Below are 14,339 nucleotides of genomic sequence, written 5' to 3'. Positions count from 1 at the left end.
TCCGACCAGGTGTTGCAGATGCCGATGATCGGCTTGCCCTGGAACTCGTGATCGGGAATGCCCTGGTTCTTCATCCAACTGCGGTACATGAAGCCGTTCTTGTCGGCGCTGCCGAACCAGGCGGCGCTGCGCAGCGGCTTTGCTCGAGAACGCAGCGGTCTGGCTTGAGAGCTAGGCGGACGTTTTTGATCAGTCATGAATCAGCTCCTTACGCCTTCGCTCGCCGGGTCTGCTTCCAGCGATCGAACATCACGGCCAGCAGCAGGATCGCCCCGCGCACCAAGTACTGATAGAAGGTCGGCACGTTGAGTAGGCCCATGGCGTTCTGCACGCAGCCCATGATCAGTACGCCGACCAGCACGCCGGTGATCGACGCCACCCCGCCGGACAGCGACACGCCGCCCAGCACACAGGCCGAGATCACCGCGAGTTCCAGCCCCAGCGAGGTGTTGGGATCGCCCAGGCCCATGCGCGAGGTGAGCAGCACCCCGGCGATGCCGGCGACCACGCCCTGCAGCGCGAACACGGTGATCTTGAGCCGGCGTACGTTGACCCCGGCCAGGCTCGCCGCCTCGGCGTTGCCGCCGGTGGCCAGCACGTTGCGGCCGAAGGCGGTCATGTTGAGCAGCACGCCGAAGATCACGAAACACACGATCATCGTCCACACCGGCAGGGTCAGGCCCAAAAAGGAGGCGCTACCCAGGTCGAAGAACCCCGGCACGGTGATCATCACCGCGTCGCCGCCGGAAGTGATGTAGGCCAGCCCGCGCACGAACTCCATGGCCGCCAGCGTGGCGATCAGCGAGTTGATGCCGAAGCGCGCCACCACGAAACCGTTGAAGGCGCCCACCGCGCCGCCGGCGGCCACACCGCCCAGCACGCCGACGACCACGCTGCCCGAGGTCGAGGTGATCACCGCCGCCACGACGCCGGCGAAGGCGACGATCGAGGCCACCGAAAGATCGACCTCGCCCAGCGCCAGCACCATCATCATGGTCGTGGCGATGGTGCCGATCAGCGTCACCGAAAGCAGCAGGCCGACGATGTTGCGGCCGGTCAGGAAGTCCGGCACCAGTACCGACAGGCCGATGAACAGCAGGATGAAGATGGCGATCAGCCCCGAGGTATCGAGCAGCGTGCGCAGCGGCTTGGGCAGACCGCGCCGTCCCTCGGGCTGCGCCGTCGTGGAGGAGGCGAGTTTTTCACTGGACATGCGTAATTCCTCTCTGAAATCTTCGTCAGGCCGGCAGGGCCAGGCCCAACAGGCGTTCGGGGGTGGCCTCGTCGCGCTCGACGATGTCGATCAGCGCGCCGTCGCGCATCACGCCGATGCGATCGCAGATCGAGCTGACCTCGGCCAGGTCGCTGGAGATCACCACCACGCTCTTGCCCTGCTCGGCGAGATCGTAGAGCAGCGAATAGATGTCGCGGCGCGCGCCGACATCGATGCCGCGGGTCGGCTCGTCCATCACGAACAGCTCGATCTCCTCGGCCAGCCAGCGCGCCACGATCACCTTCTGCTGGTTGCCGCCCGACAGATTGCTGATCGGAGTCTTGGGGCCCGGCGTCTTGATGCTCAACTGACGGATATATGCGTTGGCGTTGTCGGTCTCGCGGCGGGCATGACGGAACAGCCCCCAGCGCATGAAGAAGCGTCGGCAGCTTATGTTGAGGTTGTCGGCGACACTCGCCACCGGAAAGATGCCCTGCGACTTGCGATCCTCGGGACACATGGCGATGCCGGCGCGTATCGCCTCGCGGGGGCTGGCGAAAAGGCACGTATCGCCGGCGAAATTCACCTGCCCCTGGGTGGCCCTCTCGACGCCGCAGACCAGCCGCATCAGTTCGCTGCGCCCGGCGCCGACCAGACCGAACAGCCCCAGCACCTCGCCGCGCTTGACCTCGAAACTGACCGGCTCGCGCACGCCGTGGCCCTTGAGGCCCTCGACGCGCATCAGCGTCTCGCCGTGCTGACGCGGACGATAACCGTACACGTCGGCGATCTCGCGTCCGACCATCTCGCTGACCAGGGTGTCGTGATCGATCCCGGCGAGCGAGTCGTGGGTGGCGATATGGCGGCCGTCGCGGAACACCGTCACCGCATCGCACATCTCGAAGACCTCCTCCATGCGATGAGTGACATAGAGCACCACCCGGCCCTCGTCGCGCAGCCGCGCGACGATGCGCTTCAGATGGCGAATCTCCTGCACTGAAAGGCTGCTGGTGGGTTCGTCGAAGGCGATGATCCGGGTATCGCGCAGCAGCGCCCGGCCGATCTCGATCATCTGCTGCTGGCCGATCGACAGGTCGCGGACCTTGGTGGCGGGATGGATGTTCGCCTCGCCGAGATCCTCGAGTACCTTGAGCGCGCGCTCGCGCAGCTGACGGCGATCGATGAAACCTCGGCGCTCGGGCAATTGACCGAGCAGCAGGTTCTCGGCCACCGACAGATTCGGCGACAGCGTCAGCTCCTGGTAGATGATCGCGATGCCCTGGCTCAGCGCCTCGCGGGCATTGCTGAAGACGTGGCGCTCGCCGCCGATCCACAGCGCGCCGGCGGTGACCTTGTTGACCCCGCTGAGCACCTTGAGCAAGGTCGACTTGCCGGCGCCGTTCTCGCCCATCAGGGCATGGACCTCGCCCGCGCGGGCGCTGAAGCTGACCGTGTCGAGCGCGCGCACGCCGGGGAACTCGACGGTAATGCCGTCGACGCGAAGATAAGGTTCGGACATGGGTCTGGACTCCGAAGGGACGAACAGGGCCCATGACGTGTTCGTCATGGGCCGGGCGACTCAGAGATTCAGGTCCTTACGAACCTGCTCCCAGTTGTCGCGGGTCATCAGCGTGCCGGTGGTTTCGGTGTTGGCCGGCGGCTTCTCGCCTTCGGTGATCCAGGTGTAGAGGTTGTCGGCACTCTGACTGCCGTGCATGGTCGAGCTCACCGCCACGGTGCCGTGGAAACCGGTAGGCTTCTCGCGGGAGAACTCGGCGAAGGCCGCCCCCGAGCCGTTGATGCCGACGCCGATCACCTGGTCGGCGGTCAGCCCGTACTGCTCACTGGCGCGCACGCCACCCAGCACGCTCTCCTCGTTGAGCGCGTAGATCACCCAATGCTCGAAATCGCCGTTCTTGGACAGTACCGGCGATGCCGCGGCGAAGGCGCTGCTGGTATCGGTGTTCTGCTGCGGCGCATCGAAGATGTTGTCCTTCTTGAAGCCGGACTCGAGCAGCGCATCGGTGGCCCCGTCGGTGCGCTCCTTGGCGGTGGGCAGCTCATAGTTGGTGATGCGCAGCGCGGCGACGTTCTCCGGGTCCCAGCCACGCTTTTTCATCTCCGCGGCGATGGCGTTGCCCACCTGCTGGCCGATCTTGTAGCCCGACATGCCCAGGTGCGGCACGTCCTCCATCGGCTCGCCGTCGGCACCCACGAAACGGTCGTCGACGGTGACCACCTTCATGCCGTACTGCTCGGCGCGGTTCATGATCGCTGGCCCCAGGCGCACGTCGGGCGGGCAGATGACGAAGCCCTGAGCGCCCTGCGAGTTGAGGTTGTCGATGGCGCTGAGTACCTGCTGGCCATCCTCGCCGGACAGGCGCACCACCTCGAAGCCCTTTTCCTCACCGAGGTTGGTGGCGGCTTGCTGTTCGTTGATGAACCAGGCCTGCTCCGGCTTCTTGACGATGAAACCGATCTTGACCTCGTCGTCGGCGGCCTGCGCCAACGTGAACGCGCTCAGCGCCAGACCGGCACCCAGCGCAAGGCGTGATAGCGTATGAGTGAATGACATTCGGTTCTCCTGCCCTGGGGGCACAGATTTTGTTGTTGTGATCGGACGACGCGGCGACCGACCCTACGAGCACGAAGTGAAGTTAGTCAGCTCACCGGGAGGCGGCTAATACGCGTTGCTCGCCAGGGGAATATCGTTTTGGTTATCGCATGGTAAGCAGGCTTGGTCAGTTGCGCCTTGCGTCAGCGCCAGCGCGTCAATGCCTACGACTAATGTCAGGCTCGTTGCGACTAAAGTCGCTTGCAACCAGCGCCGCCACCTTGCCCGTGTAACGAAGAAAAGCCGCCCGGTTGGCGGCTTTTCGGTTTGCTCACTGCGGCGTCATTTCAACGCGTCAGGCGACTCGGCGGTCGAAAAGCGATAGACGGTCTGCGACTGATAGGTCTCGCCCGGCCGGAGAATCGTCGACGGAAAGTCGGGGTGGTTGGGCGAGTCGGGGAAGTGCTGGGTTTCCAGCGCAAAGCCGCTGCGATGAACGTAGGGTTGACCGCTCTTGCCGGTCAGTTTGCCGGCCAGGAAATTGCCCGAATAAAACTGTATCCCCGGCTCGCTGGTGGCTACCTCGAGCACCCTTCCCGAGTCGGGCTCCCAGACGCGGGCGGCGAGCACCAGCTCTTCGCTCTGGGGCGATTCACGCTTGAGCACGAAGTTGTGATCGTAGCCCTTGGCGAACTTGAGCTGTTGGTTGTCCTTGTCGATGCGCGCACCAATCGCCGTAAGCTCGGTGAAGTCGAACGGCGTGTCCGCCACGGGACGGATCTCGCCGGTGGGAATCAGCGACTCGTCGATCGGCGTGAAGGCCTCGGCATTGATCATCAGCAGGTGATCGAGAATGCTTTCGTTGCCCTCGCCATCCAGGTTGAAGTAACTGTGCTGGGTGAGATTGACCGGCGTCGCCTCGGTGGTGGTGGCGTGATAGTCGATCTGCAAGGCGTCGTCATCGGTCAGCGTGTAGGTCACTCGGGTCTCCAGGCGCCCCGGGTAACCCTCTTCGCCATCGGCGCTGGTATAGCTCAGGGTGACCCCCGCGCCCTGCTCGTTGGAGAACGGCTCGGCCTGCCAGAGCCGCTGATTGAAGCCCTTGTCGCCGCCATGAAGATGGTTGTCGCCATCGTTGGTCGCCAGCTCATGGGTCTCGCCGTTCAGCGTGAATTGACCGCCGGCGATGCGATTGCCGTAGCGGCCGATCAGCGCGCCGAAATAGGGATTGACCTGCTGATAGGTATCGGACAGATATTTATCCAGCGAGTCGAAGCCGAGCACGATGTCGTCCATGTTGCCCTGCACGTCGGGCGTGCGCAGCGAGACGATGATGCCGCCATAAGTGATCACGCGCATTTCGATGCCGTTGTCGTTGCTGATCCGATAGGCATCCACCTGACGGCCGTCCGGCAACTTGCCGAAGGACGATTTCTCGACACCTTCCAGGGCAGCGCTTTGCTTCGTCGAACCGCTGCCCTCCTGTTTGGCGGTGTCGCCGGCCGATGCCAGGCCGGGCAGCGCGGCGGCCAGGCAGGCGCTTAGCAACAGGTACTGGCCGTGATGTCGATGATGAGTGATCCGAGGCATACAGGATGCTCCTTTCCCGTGGATATTGTTGTCGTTGCCATCGCAGGTTAGACAGCGGGAAAAAGGGCAGCTAATAATGCGCTTCACACAATAGATATCAAAAAAGTTATCGGCTATGAAAGAACGGGATAGCAGGGGAACACTCGCGCCGGATTGGTTTCTTCGCGTAAGACTAAAGTTACGCCATCTGCAGCTGTTCCTGGCCCTGGAGGAACATCGCAACCTGCACCGTGCCGCGGCCAGCCTGGCGATAAGCCAACCGGCGGCGTCCAAGCTGCTCGGCGATCTCGAGTGCCAGCTCGGCGTCACGCTATTCGAGCGTCACTCACGCGGCGTCACGCCCAATTGGTACGGCGAGATCGTGATTCGTCACGCCCGCAGCATCCTTTCCGAACTCCATCATGCCGGCGAGGAACTCAATGCCCTGCGCGAGGGCAATGCCGGCGTGGTCTCGGTGGGCACGGTGATGGCTCCGGCGGTGACGATCCTCACCAGCGCCATCGAGCGGGTTCACCGCGAGCTGCCCGGGCTCAAGGTGAGCGTCGATGTCGACGTCAGCAAATCGTTAATTCCCCGGCTGATGGAGGGCGAGTTCGACTTCGCCATCACCCGCATTCCCGAAGGCTTCCCCGCCGAACAGTTCGTGTTCGAGGAGATCGGCGAGGAGGAGATCTGCTTCGTGTGCCGCGCGGGACACCCGCTGGCCGGCGTGGCGATGCCCGACCTGGCCGACATGGCCGCCTATCCCTGGTCGCTGCAGCCCAGCGGCGCGCTGATGCGCCAGCGTGTCGATCACCTGCTGCTCCAGCACGGCCTGTTGCCGCCGGGGCAGATCATCGACACGCCGGACGTTCTGGTATCGCTGGCGCTGGTCGCCAAGTCCGACACCCTGACCGTGACGTCGCGCCAGGTCGCCGACCTGCTGTGCGCCCCGCAACGCTTTCGCCTGTTGCCGTTCAGCGAGTCGCTGAGCGTCCAGCCCTACGGCCTGGTGAGCCTGCGCAAGCAGCGCCTGTCGCCCGGCGCCGGAGCCTTGATGAGCACCCTGCGCGAACTGATCGCCCACCAGCACCGCCTAGGCTCGGCCTGATAAATCGTCGAGCGAGGGCCCCTTCAGGCCGAGCGATTCAATCGTCGTGGAACGCCTCGACCGACTCGCGCCGGCCGAGCAGGAAGGCGTCGGCGACGTGGCGCAGCGGCGCGACGTCGACGTCCGACTCGCCGCTGGCGATAAGCTCGGCGAAGCGCGCGTAGAGCCCCGGGTACTCCTGCTCCTCGCCGGTGGGCTGGCGTTCGCCGTCGATGTACAACTCGCTGCCGCCCTTGCACAGACTCAGCCGGCCGACATCGGTATCGACATGAATATCCCAGGTCTGCGGCCCGGTCTGACGGAAATCGAAATCGGCCTGGATCGGCGTCTCGTCGGCGTCGCTGAAGCTCAGTTGCGCGGCGATCGGCGCCTGGCGATTTTCCGGTACCTGCAGCGTCGCCTCGCGCAGGTGGAATGCCCGCGGCAGGATGGCGGTGACGATCGACAGCGCGTTGATGCCGGGATCGAACACGCCCATGCCGCCGGGCTCGAAGATCCATGCCTGGCCGGGATGCCATACGCGCACGTCTTCCTTCCATTCGATCGTCACGCCGCGGATCGTGCGCCCGGCCAGCCAGTCGCGGGCCGGCGCCACACCCGGCGCATGCCGCGAATGCCAGGTGGCGAACAGCGTGCGCCCGGCCGCCCGAGCCTGGCGGGCCAGATCCTCGACCTCGCTGAGCGTGGCCCCGGGGGGTTTCTCGAGCATCACGTGCTTGCCGGCGGCCAGCGCCTGCTTGGCCTGGGCGTAGCGCACGGTGGGCGGCGCGCACAGCGACACCGCATCGAGCTCGGGCATCGCCTCGAGCATCGCCTCCAGCGACAGGAAGTTGGCGACACCCGACAATGCCGCGTTGCGGCTGGCGATGGCCGCCAGCTGGTAATCGGAATTGGCTTCGAGGGCGGGCAGGTGCTGGTCGCGGGCGATCTTGCCCACGCCGACGATGCCGATCTTCAAGGGAGTCATCGCAAGGTACCTCAGCAGTAAAATTGCCGATCACCTTACCGGGGGCGCTGCGAGCGTGCCAATACCAATCCCGGCATGCCACGATCACCCTAGACGTATGAGTCCGCAGTCGCCGGGCGGGAATTCACAGCCGCTCGAGGTAGGCCGTGCCGCCGAGCTGGCGCATCTGCCGCTGGATCCACTGACTGCGCTGAAGCGTTTGCGAGGACGGCCGGGCGGCGCTGCGCTCTCGCGGATTGGGCAGGATGGCCGCCAGCCGGCTGGCCTGGGCGACGCTGAGCTGGTCGGCGGAGACACCGAAATAGTGCTGGGCGGCCGCCTCCAGGCCGAACACCCCGCTATCCCACTCGACGATATTGAGATACACCTCGAGGATGCGCTCCTTGGGCCACAGTGTCTCGATGAGCACGGTGAACCAGGCTTCCAGCCCCTTGCGCAGCCAGTCGCGGCCCGTCCACAGGAACAGGTTCTTGGCGGTCTGCTGGCTGATGGTACTCGCCCCGCGCAGGCTGTCACCGGCCTGCCAGGCGGCGATCGCCTGGCGCATCTGAGCGAAGTCGAAGCCGTGGTGGTCGGGAAACCTCTGGTCCTCGGCGGCGATCACCGCCAGCTTGGCGTGATCCGATAGCCTTTCCCAGGGCATCCAGGCCTGGCGGATATTCAATGACTCGCCACTAATCCACGACTCCACCTTGCGTTCGACCATCACCATCGAGCCGAACACCGGCACCACGCGAAAGAACATCACCAGGGCCAGCGAGGCGAGGACGAACGCGGCGATACCCAGCAACAAATAGCGCAGCAGCCTGCGTGACCAGGGGTGAGACATGCGATGGCGATCCCTTGCGTGCGAAGACCCGGCGAGTATAACAACACAAGGCACCACGGCGACGGATGGGCGGCAAACGCAAGGCGCCGACCCGACGATTGTCGGGCCGGCGCGCTTTCGTGTCTCGCTAGCGCAACGTCACGCTGGCGTAGGTCGGCTCGCCCTGGGCCTGGGCCAGCGCCACCACCGCGCTCGACATCGGCTCGGAGGGGGGCGCCGAGAGGGTCATGCGCACACGTGGCTCGTGCCCGCCCGGGGTATCGCGCACCTGGCGGGAGTCGATGCCGTTTCGCTCGTCGCGGGGGGGGATGCCGAAATACTCGCGGTAGCACTTGGAGAAGTGCGGCGTGGACACGAAACCGCAGGCCGAGGCGACCTCGATGATCGACAGCGCCGTCTGCTTGAGCAGTTGGCGCGCCCGGGTCAGGCGCAGCTTGAGGTAGTAGCGCGACGGCGAGCAGTTGAGATATTTCTGGAACAGCCGCTCGAGCTGACGCCGCGAGACGTCGACGTAGCTGGCCAGCTCGTCGAGGCCGATGGGCTCCTCGAGGTTGGCCTCCATCAGCGCGACGATCTCCAGCAGCTTGGGCTGGGTGGTGCCCAGCACGTGCTTGAGCGGCACCCGCTGCTGGTCCTGCTCGTTGCGCACCCGGTCGTAGATGAACATCTCGGAGATGCCGGCAGCCAGCTCGCGGCCGTGGTCGCGGCCGATCAGGTTGAGCATCATGTCGAGCGGCGCGGTGCCGCCCGAGGCGGTGAAGCGGTCGCGGTCGATCGAGAACAGCCGGGTCGACAACGGCACCCGCGGGAACGCTTCCTGCATCGCCGCCAGGCACTCCCAGTGGATACTGGTCTCGTAGCCATCGAGCAGCCCGGCCTTGGCCAGCGCCCAGCTACCGGTGCAGACCGAGCCCAACCGCCGCGAGAGCCGCGACTGGGCCTGCAACCAGGCGATGTGCTCGCGGGTCACGCCGCGATGCGGTGCGACTCCGCCACAAACCACCACCCAATCGAGCGACAGCGGGATATGCGTCGCCGCGTCGGGGGTGATCTGCAAACCGTCGCTGGCCCGCACCGGCTCGCCGTTGTGGCTCAAGGTGTACCAGCGGTAGAGCTCGCGACCGGCCAGCTGGTTGGCCATGCGCAGCGGCTCGATGGCCGAGGCCAGCGAGATCAGGGTGAAGTTTTCCAGTAACAAAAAGCCCAGCGTCTGGGGGACAACGGCCCGCGAGGCCGCCGACGATGCATTTACAGCCTGGGAAGATGCCATCTGCAATCTCCTCTTCCACGGGGTCCGCCCCTCGGTCATACCTCGGGGGCCTGTTGTGATTGTTATGTACCTGTCGTCCTCTGCGTCAAAATACACGCCAAACGCGACATCCTTACAGCTCATTCTTGCGGATAAGCAGGGGGCAACGCACTCATCGGCGACATCGATGTCGCAAACAGGCATTGCGAGGTCGCTTCCCGCGCCACGCTTGTCGTTCAGACCCAGGCGCCGTGCGTCGCCGCTGCGACGAAGCCCCGCCCCCATGCCCACGCCACTCGCCGATGGTCGTGATTGACCGCCGCACGCGCCGACTCCATGCTCAGTTATACCGTGACACGCGGCCCCGCCGCGTCTGGCACCAGCCGACGCCCCCGAGGGGAAGGCTGCGTGAGGAATACTAGAAAGGGAGGTCGCCATGACCGACCACGCGCCGCGCAGCCAGCTCGCCACTCACCGGGTCGACAACCAGCCGCCCGCGCCCCGCGATCGTGATTTTTTCGCGCTCGACCAACCGTTGCGCGAGGCGCTGGCCCGCGAAGCCCCCGACTGGGTGGCGCGGCGACTCGAGGCGCTGGGCGCGGCGGTGGGCAGCCGCGAGGTCCAGGCGCTGGGCGATGCCGCCAATCGCCACCCGCCCGAGTTGCGGCTGTTCGACCGTCACGGCCGACGCCTCGACGAGGTCGTCTACCACCCCGCCTACCATGAGCTAATGCATCTGGCCTTCGACAACGGCTGGCATGCCGTGGCCTGGGAGGAGGAGCATCACGGCGGCCATCAGGCGCATGTCGCCGCGCTCTACCTGCTGACCCAGGCCGAGCCCGGCTTCTGCTGCCCGCTGACCATGACCCACGCGGCGATCCCCACATTGCGCCGCGAGCCGCGCGTCTATGATGAATGGCAGGCCCGGCTGCTGGCCTGGGACTACGACGAACGCGCGGTGCCCGCCTGCGAAAAGCCCGCCGTCACCCTGGGCATGGCAATGACCGAGAAACAGGGTGGCAGCGACGTTCGCGCCAACACCACGCATGCCGAGCGCACCAGCGACGGTTACCGGCTGACCGGCCACAAGTGGTTCTGCAGCGCGCCGATGTCCGATGCCTTCCTGACCCTGGCGCAGACCGACGAGGGCTTGAGCTGCTTTTTGGTGCCCCGCTTCACGCCCGACGGCCAGCGCAACGCGCTCGAGATCCAGCGACTCAAGGACAAGTGCGGCAACCGCGCCAACGCCTCGGCGGAGATCGAATACCGCAACGCCTATGCCGAAGCGGTCGGCGAGCCCGGTCGCGGCATCCCCACGATTCTCGAAATGGTCCAGCAGACCCGGCTCGACGCCGCCACCGCGCCGGCCGGCATGATGCGTCAGGCGCTGCTCGAGGCATGGAGTCACGTCAGTCAGCGCCAGGCCTTCGGCCGCACCCTCGGCGAGCAGCCGCTGATGCGCCGGGTGATCGCCGACCTGGCACTGGAAAGCGAAGCCAGCCTGGCGCTGGTGATGCGCGCCGCGCGAGCCTTCGACACTCCCGAGAACGACCACGAGCAAGCACTGGCACGGCTACTGCCGGCGCTCGGCAAGTACTGGCACAACAAGCGCGGCCCCGGCTTCATGGCCGAAGCCATGGAGTGCCTGGGCGGCATCGGTTACGTCGAGGAAACGCCGCTCGCACGGCTCTACCGCGAGGCGCCGGTCAACTCGATCTGGGAGGGTTCGGGCAATGTGATCTGCCTGGACGTGCTGCGGGTGTTCGACCGCCACCCGGAATGCTTCGACGCGCTGCGCGAAGAACTCGCCGCGGCGCGCGGATTGTCGCCGGTGTTTGCGCGCGCCGTGCAAGCGCTTGAGAAGTCGTTCAGCGAGCCTCGTGCATCGCTCGAGGCCAACGCCCGCTGGCTGACCCAGCGCATGGCCCAGTGCCTGCAGGCCGCCCTGCTTCTGCAGCACGCCCCCAGCGAGATCAGCGACAGCTTCTGTCGCAGCCGCCTCGACGACACCGTCAGCCCGGTCTACGGCGTGCTGCCGATGGACGCGCCGCTGGATGCCATACTCGCCCGCATCGAACCCTGAGATCAGCCCCGGCGGCGCTTGCGCGCCGTCGCGGGTTCAGCCGATGAGCACCCGCACCGCCAAGGCGATCAGCAACACTCCGGTGATGCGGTTGATCCAGTGCGCGCGAGCCTGAAGCCACGGCAGCACCGCGGAGTGCGACAACGCCAGCGCGACCATGACGTACCACCCCCCATCGATCAGCGTCGCCGTGGCGACGATCAGCGCCTTGGCGGGCCACTCCATGTCGGCGCTGACGAACTGACTGAGCAGGGCGACGAAGAACAGGATCAGCTTGGGATTGCCCAGTGCCACCAGCACGCCGTCCCTGGCAGCCTGGACCGGCCCGGTGGCGGCGCCCCGCGCCTCCAGCGCGCCACCGCGCCCGGCACGCAGCGCCTTGATGCCCAACCAGGCCAGGTAAGCCGCGCCGCCCCAGGTGATCAGCATGAACAGCATCGGCTGGCGGCTGATCACCGCGCCCAGCCCCCATACCGTCAGCAGCGCATACAGCCCCACGCCCATGGCATGCATGAGTCCGGCGATCACCCCCGGGGCACGTCCGCCACCCAGCGTATGGCGCAGCACCATCGCCAGGCTGGGGCCGGGCGACATCGCGCCCAACGCACAAACGGCGGCGAGCGACAGCCACAGAGTCAGCGGCATGCGTTGCTCATCCCTGTTTCCTCATGATACCTCCTCAACGGTGAAACTGGCCGGACGCCTCCGGCTGCCAGAGGATCGCGTCGATACGCAGCGTCTGCTGGCTGCCGTCCACGCGCGGCCAGGTCACGCAGTCGCCGAGACAGCGGCCCAGCAGGTCGGCGCCCAGATCGGTGAAGACCGACAGGCCATCCTGAACGTTGTCCAGCGAATGCGGGAAGACCAGCGTGCGGGTGATCGAACGCTCGTCGTTCGGGTCGGTCAGGCGAATCCGGGTGTTCATGCTGACGACGCTGGCTGGCAGCTCCTGCGGGTCGAAGACGATACCCAGGTCGAGCTTGCCCTGGAGCGTACCGGTCAGTCGTTGATCGTCGATATCGTCCATTTCGTCGATCAAGCGCTGCAAGCGTTCTGCGTCCAGACGGTTCAGGGGCATTGCACGGCGTAGCATATAGAGACTCCTTCTCTTGAATGCCATGAGCGTTAGAGCGAAAAAATCAGCCCTCATCCACTGGAATACGCTGCGGACGAGGACTGATATCGCATATTCATCATAAGCCTGAACGCCGTTCGAAGTCAGGCCCGGTCATTCAACTGAAGGTCAATGGACTGCCGCCTACCGTGATCGGTCAGACACGCAAAAAAAGGACCGGCACCCTCTCGGGCGCCGGTCAAACAGGGATGCAGAGATGCATCGCCGCCATTCTAAAGGCGCAAGCCGCTCGCAATTGCAGGAACTGGGCCCGTTTACAGGGTTAAATCCAACCCATCGGGCGTCTGAGAATAACCAATGAAAATATAAGCTTGTGATACGCCTCATGCGCCGATGAACGGCCGGAATCTGCCAACTTCTACCATGCCCTGCACGTTAGGAATCACTCACGGCTGTGCGCGATGCCATCTCCTTGAATATTCGTTTGCCCCTTGAAATCTTTGAAGGTAACCAAATGTGTATTAATGTAATGGGTAAGGGCACGTGACGCCCTTGTACCGCAAAGGAGAGCACCATGGATAAGCAGCAGAGCACTACGGAAACGGCCCACCCCCATTCGGGCATCGGCATGATCTACAAGACCGGGCATACGATCGCCACGGCACGACGCCAGGACGACGAAGGCCCATTGAGCGTAGAGCAAGCCGCCAATGCGCGGCGTGAAGCCGAGTACGTCGCCAGGCGCAACGGCGTCAAGGAACCCCTTCTCCAGCTGTGGAAGGTCATGCATTGAACCGCTGGCGGTTTCGCCCGGAAGGCGAGCCCCGTCACACAAGCCCCCGGCCGCTGAAGCGACCGGGGGCTTGTCGTTTCCGCCACCCTGGAACGTTTATTGTTCCTACTTTGGTGGCCCATCCTTGGTCTAAGCCACCGATTCGGTGTCAGTGCTGGTCCCTCTCCTGCGGTTTCAATAACGATATTCATATGGAGAGAGAAATTCATATATTAGCGAGAATCCAAAAACCCCACCTATATTTCGCAGGCTAAACAAAAATGAGCCCTTCAGAGCCTGCTGTCATGAGCAATACCACACTCAGTGTCCGGGAGAAGCCCCGATCATGACCGAGAGCGACGGCAATGCCTGGCGCCAGACAATTTTCTACCCGCTGTATTTCGCCCCCCGCTTCGGCCGCGGCAAGGCCCTGCAACTGGCCGTCAATAGTCCGCCCTACCGGGCCGGCGAGCTCGACGACATCGCCTATCTGGACGTCTCCGCCGTATACGACGACAGCCAGGGAACTATCGTCCTGTTCATCGTCAATCGGCACGCTAGCGAAGCGCTGGAGCTCGACATCGACTACGGGGGCGGCGCAGATACAAAAGCGGGTAGTCGATGAGCCCGACTACCCTCTGTTTGCCTCTTAATGAAATGGCATGTTTAAAACAATTCTAGCTAGGTTCATTCATGATTCCGCATGAGCAAACACAAACTCTGCATTCATAAATCAATCTTTTTTGCAACATCAAACGACTGCTCACTATAAAATTACCCACCCTCCCGCCGCAGGCTTGCCGCAACAAGCCTTTATCGCGTTTTCTAGTAGCACAGAAAACATTCGTCCAATGAGCCAATGTCAGGTTGGGACGTTTCGCGCCCCCCTTTACCATACCCACATTATTTATCGGTTC

The 14,339-nt window shown here is 64.4% G+C and carries 13 protein-coding genes and 1 pseudogene; 4 read left to right on the top strand and 10 right to left on the bottom strand.

Annotated elements, in window-relative coordinates; all coding sequences use genetic code 11:
• The 5 genes and pseudogenes from R6258_RS06450 to R6258_RS06430 all read right to left on the bottom strand — a co-directional run.
• A pseudogene (locus R6258_RS06450) lies at window positions 1–197 on the bottom strand (dihydroxy-acid dehydratase); the annotation flags it as partial.
• Between the two features lie 11 nt (window positions 198–208).
• Window positions 209–1,213, bottom strand: coding sequence for an L-arabinose ABC transporter permease AraH (araH, locus tag R6258_RS06445; protein ID WP_318448754.1), 1,005 nt, complete (start codon window positions 1,211–1,213; stop codon window positions 209–211).
• 25 nt (window positions 1,214–1,238) lie between these two features.
• Window positions 1,239–2,732, bottom strand: coding sequence for an L-arabinose ABC transporter ATP-binding protein AraG (gene araG, locus R6258_RS06440; protein WP_318448751.1), 1,494 nt, complete (start codon window positions 2,730–2,732; stop codon window positions 1,239–1,241).
• A 60-nt stretch (window positions 2,733–2,792) separates the two neighbouring features.
• Window positions 2,793–3,788 (bottom strand): arabinose ABC transporter substrate-binding protein, encoded by a 996-nt coding sequence (locus R6258_RS06435; protein WP_318448749.1) that lies wholly within the window; start codon window positions 3,786–3,788, stop codon window positions 2,793–2,795.
• Between the two features lie 321 nt (window positions 3,789–4,109).
• On the bottom strand, window positions 4,110–5,357 hold the full coding sequence (locus R6258_RS06430) for an aldose epimerase family protein (RefSeq protein WP_318448747.1): 1,248 nt from the start codon (window positions 5,355–5,357) through the stop codon (window positions 4,110–4,112).
• Between the two features lie 115 nt (window positions 5,358–5,472).
• Between R6258_RS06430 and R6258_RS06425 the strand changes: the two genes are divergently transcribed.
• Window positions 5,473–6,447: a LysR substrate-binding domain-containing protein gene (locus tag R6258_RS06425; protein WP_318448745.1), complete on the top strand. Its 975-nt coding sequence runs from the start codon at window positions 5,473–5,475 to the stop codon at window positions 6,445–6,447.
• 37 nt (window positions 6,448–6,484) lie between these two features.
• Here R6258_RS06425 and R6258_RS06420 read toward each other — a convergent pair whose 3' ends face one another.
• From R6258_RS06420 to R6258_RS06410, 3 genes are all read right to left on the bottom strand, one after another.
• Window positions 6,485–7,414, bottom strand: a complete 930-nt coding sequence (locus tag R6258_RS06420) for a Gfo/Idh/MocA family oxidoreductase (RefSeq protein ID WP_318448743.1) — start codon at window positions 7,412–7,414, stop codon at window positions 6,485–6,487.
• 124 nt (window positions 7,415–7,538) lie between these two features.
• Window positions 7,539–8,243 (bottom strand): monofunctional biosynthetic peptidoglycan transglycosylase, encoded by a 705-nt coding sequence (gene mtgA / locus R6258_RS06415; protein WP_318448741.1) that lies wholly within the window; start codon window positions 8,241–8,243, stop codon window positions 7,539–7,541.
• Window positions 8,244–8,370: 127 nt separating this feature from the next.
• Complete coding sequence (locus tag R6258_RS06410) at window positions 8,371–9,513, bottom strand: GlxA family transcriptional regulator (RefSeq protein WP_318448739.1); 1,143 nt, start codon at window positions 9,511–9,513, stop codon at window positions 8,371–8,373.
• Window positions 9,514–9,928: 415 nt separating this feature from the next.
• On the opposite strand from R6258_RS06410, the gene R6258_RS06405 reads away from it, so the two are divergent.
• On the top strand, window positions 9,929–11,575 hold the full coding sequence (locus tag R6258_RS06405; protein ID WP_318448737.1) for an acyl-CoA dehydrogenase family protein: 1,647 nt from the start codon (window positions 9,929–9,931) through the stop codon (window positions 11,573–11,575).
• A 36-nt stretch (window positions 11,576–11,611) separates the two neighbouring features.
• On the opposite strand, the gene R6258_RS06400 is transcribed toward R6258_RS06405, so the two are convergent.
• Both R6258_RS06400 and R6258_RS06395 read right to left on the bottom strand, forming a co-directional pair.
• On the bottom strand, window positions 11,612–12,220 hold the full coding sequence (locus R6258_RS06400) for a LysE family translocator (RefSeq protein WP_318448735.1): 609 nt from the start codon (window positions 12,218–12,220) through the stop codon (window positions 11,612–11,614).
• A gap of 34 nt (window positions 12,221–12,254) precedes the next feature.
• Window positions 12,255–12,668, bottom strand: a complete 414-nt coding sequence (locus R6258_RS06395) for a GreA/GreB family elongation factor (RefSeq protein ID WP_318448733.1) — start codon at window positions 12,666–12,668, stop codon at window positions 12,255–12,257.
• Between the two features lie 556 nt (window positions 12,669–13,224).
• Here R6258_RS06395 and R6258_RS06390 point away from each other — a divergent pair.
• Window positions 13,225–13,443, top strand: a complete 219-nt coding sequence (locus R6258_RS06390) for a hypothetical protein (RefSeq protein ID WP_318448731.1) — start codon at window positions 13,225–13,227, stop codon at window positions 13,441–13,443.
• A 325-nt stretch (window positions 13,444–13,768) separates the two neighbouring features.
• The gene (locus tag R6258_RS06385; RefSeq protein ID WP_318448729.1) at window positions 13,769–14,047 is read left to right on the top strand and encodes an alpha-L-arabinofuranosidase C-terminal domain-containing protein; all 279 of its coding nucleotides are present in this window, start codon (window positions 13,769–13,771) and stop codon (window positions 14,045–14,047) included.
• Window positions 14,048–14,339: the final 292 nt, after the last annotated feature.

This window comes from Halomonas sp. HP20-15, from assembly GCF_033446685.1.
Classification (GTDB): domain Bacteria; phylum Pseudomonadota; class Gammaproteobacteria; order Pseudomonadales; family Halomonadaceae; genus Modicisalibacter.
Note: the sequence above shows the minus strand (reverse complement) of the source record. Positions and strands in the feature narration are given on the sequence as shown.

Excerpts from the sequence above, each read along its gene's own strand:
- araH (WP_318448754.1), bottom strand. The coding sequence starts at position 1,213 with ATGTCCAGTGAAAAACTCGCCTCCTCCACGACGGCGCAGCCCGAGGGA.
- araG (WP_318448751.1), bottom strand. The coding sequence starts at position 2,732 with ATGTCCGAACCTTATCTTCGCGTCGACGGCATTACCGTCGAGTTCCCC.
- R6258_RS06435 (WP_318448749.1), bottom strand. The coding sequence starts at position 3,788 with ATGTCATTCACTCATACGCTATCACGCCTTGCGCTGGGTGCCGGTCTG.
- R6258_RS06430 (WP_318448747.1), bottom strand. The coding sequence starts at position 5,357 with ATGCCTCGGATCACTCATCATCGACATCACGGCCAGTACCTGTTGCTA.
- R6258_RS06425 (WP_318448745.1), top strand. The coding sequence starts at position 5,473 with ATGAAAGAACGGGATAGCAGGGGAACACTCGCGCCGGATTGGTTTCTT.
- R6258_RS06420 (WP_318448743.1), bottom strand. The coding sequence starts at position 7,414 with ATGACTCCCTTGAAGATCGGCATCGTCGGCGTGGGCAAGATCGCCCGC.
- mtgA (WP_318448741.1), bottom strand. The coding sequence starts at position 8,243 with ATGTCTCACCCCTGGTCACGCAGGCTGCTGCGCTATTTGTTGCTGGGT.
- R6258_RS06410 (WP_318448739.1), bottom strand. The coding sequence starts at position 9,513 with ATGGCATCTTCCCAGGCTGTAAATGCATCGTCGGCGGCCTCGCGGGCC.
- R6258_RS06405 (WP_318448737.1), top strand. The coding sequence starts at position 9,929 with ATGACCGACCACGCGCCGCGCAGCCAGCTCGCCACTCACCGGGTCGAC.
- R6258_RS06400 (WP_318448735.1), bottom strand. The coding sequence starts at position 12,220 with ATGCCGCTGACTCTGTGGCTGTCGCTCGCCGCCGTTTGTGCGTTGGGC.
- R6258_RS06395 (WP_318448733.1), bottom strand. The coding sequence starts at position 12,668 with ATGCTACGCCGTGCAATGCCCCTGAACCGTCTGGACGCAGAACGCTTG.
- R6258_RS06390 (WP_318448731.1), top strand. The coding sequence starts at position 13,225 with ATGGATAAGCAGCAGAGCACTACGGAAACGGCCCACCCCCATTCGGGC.
- R6258_RS06385 (WP_318448729.1), top strand. The coding sequence starts at position 13,769 with ATGACCGAGAGCGACGGCAATGCCTGGCGCCAGACAATTTTCTACCCG.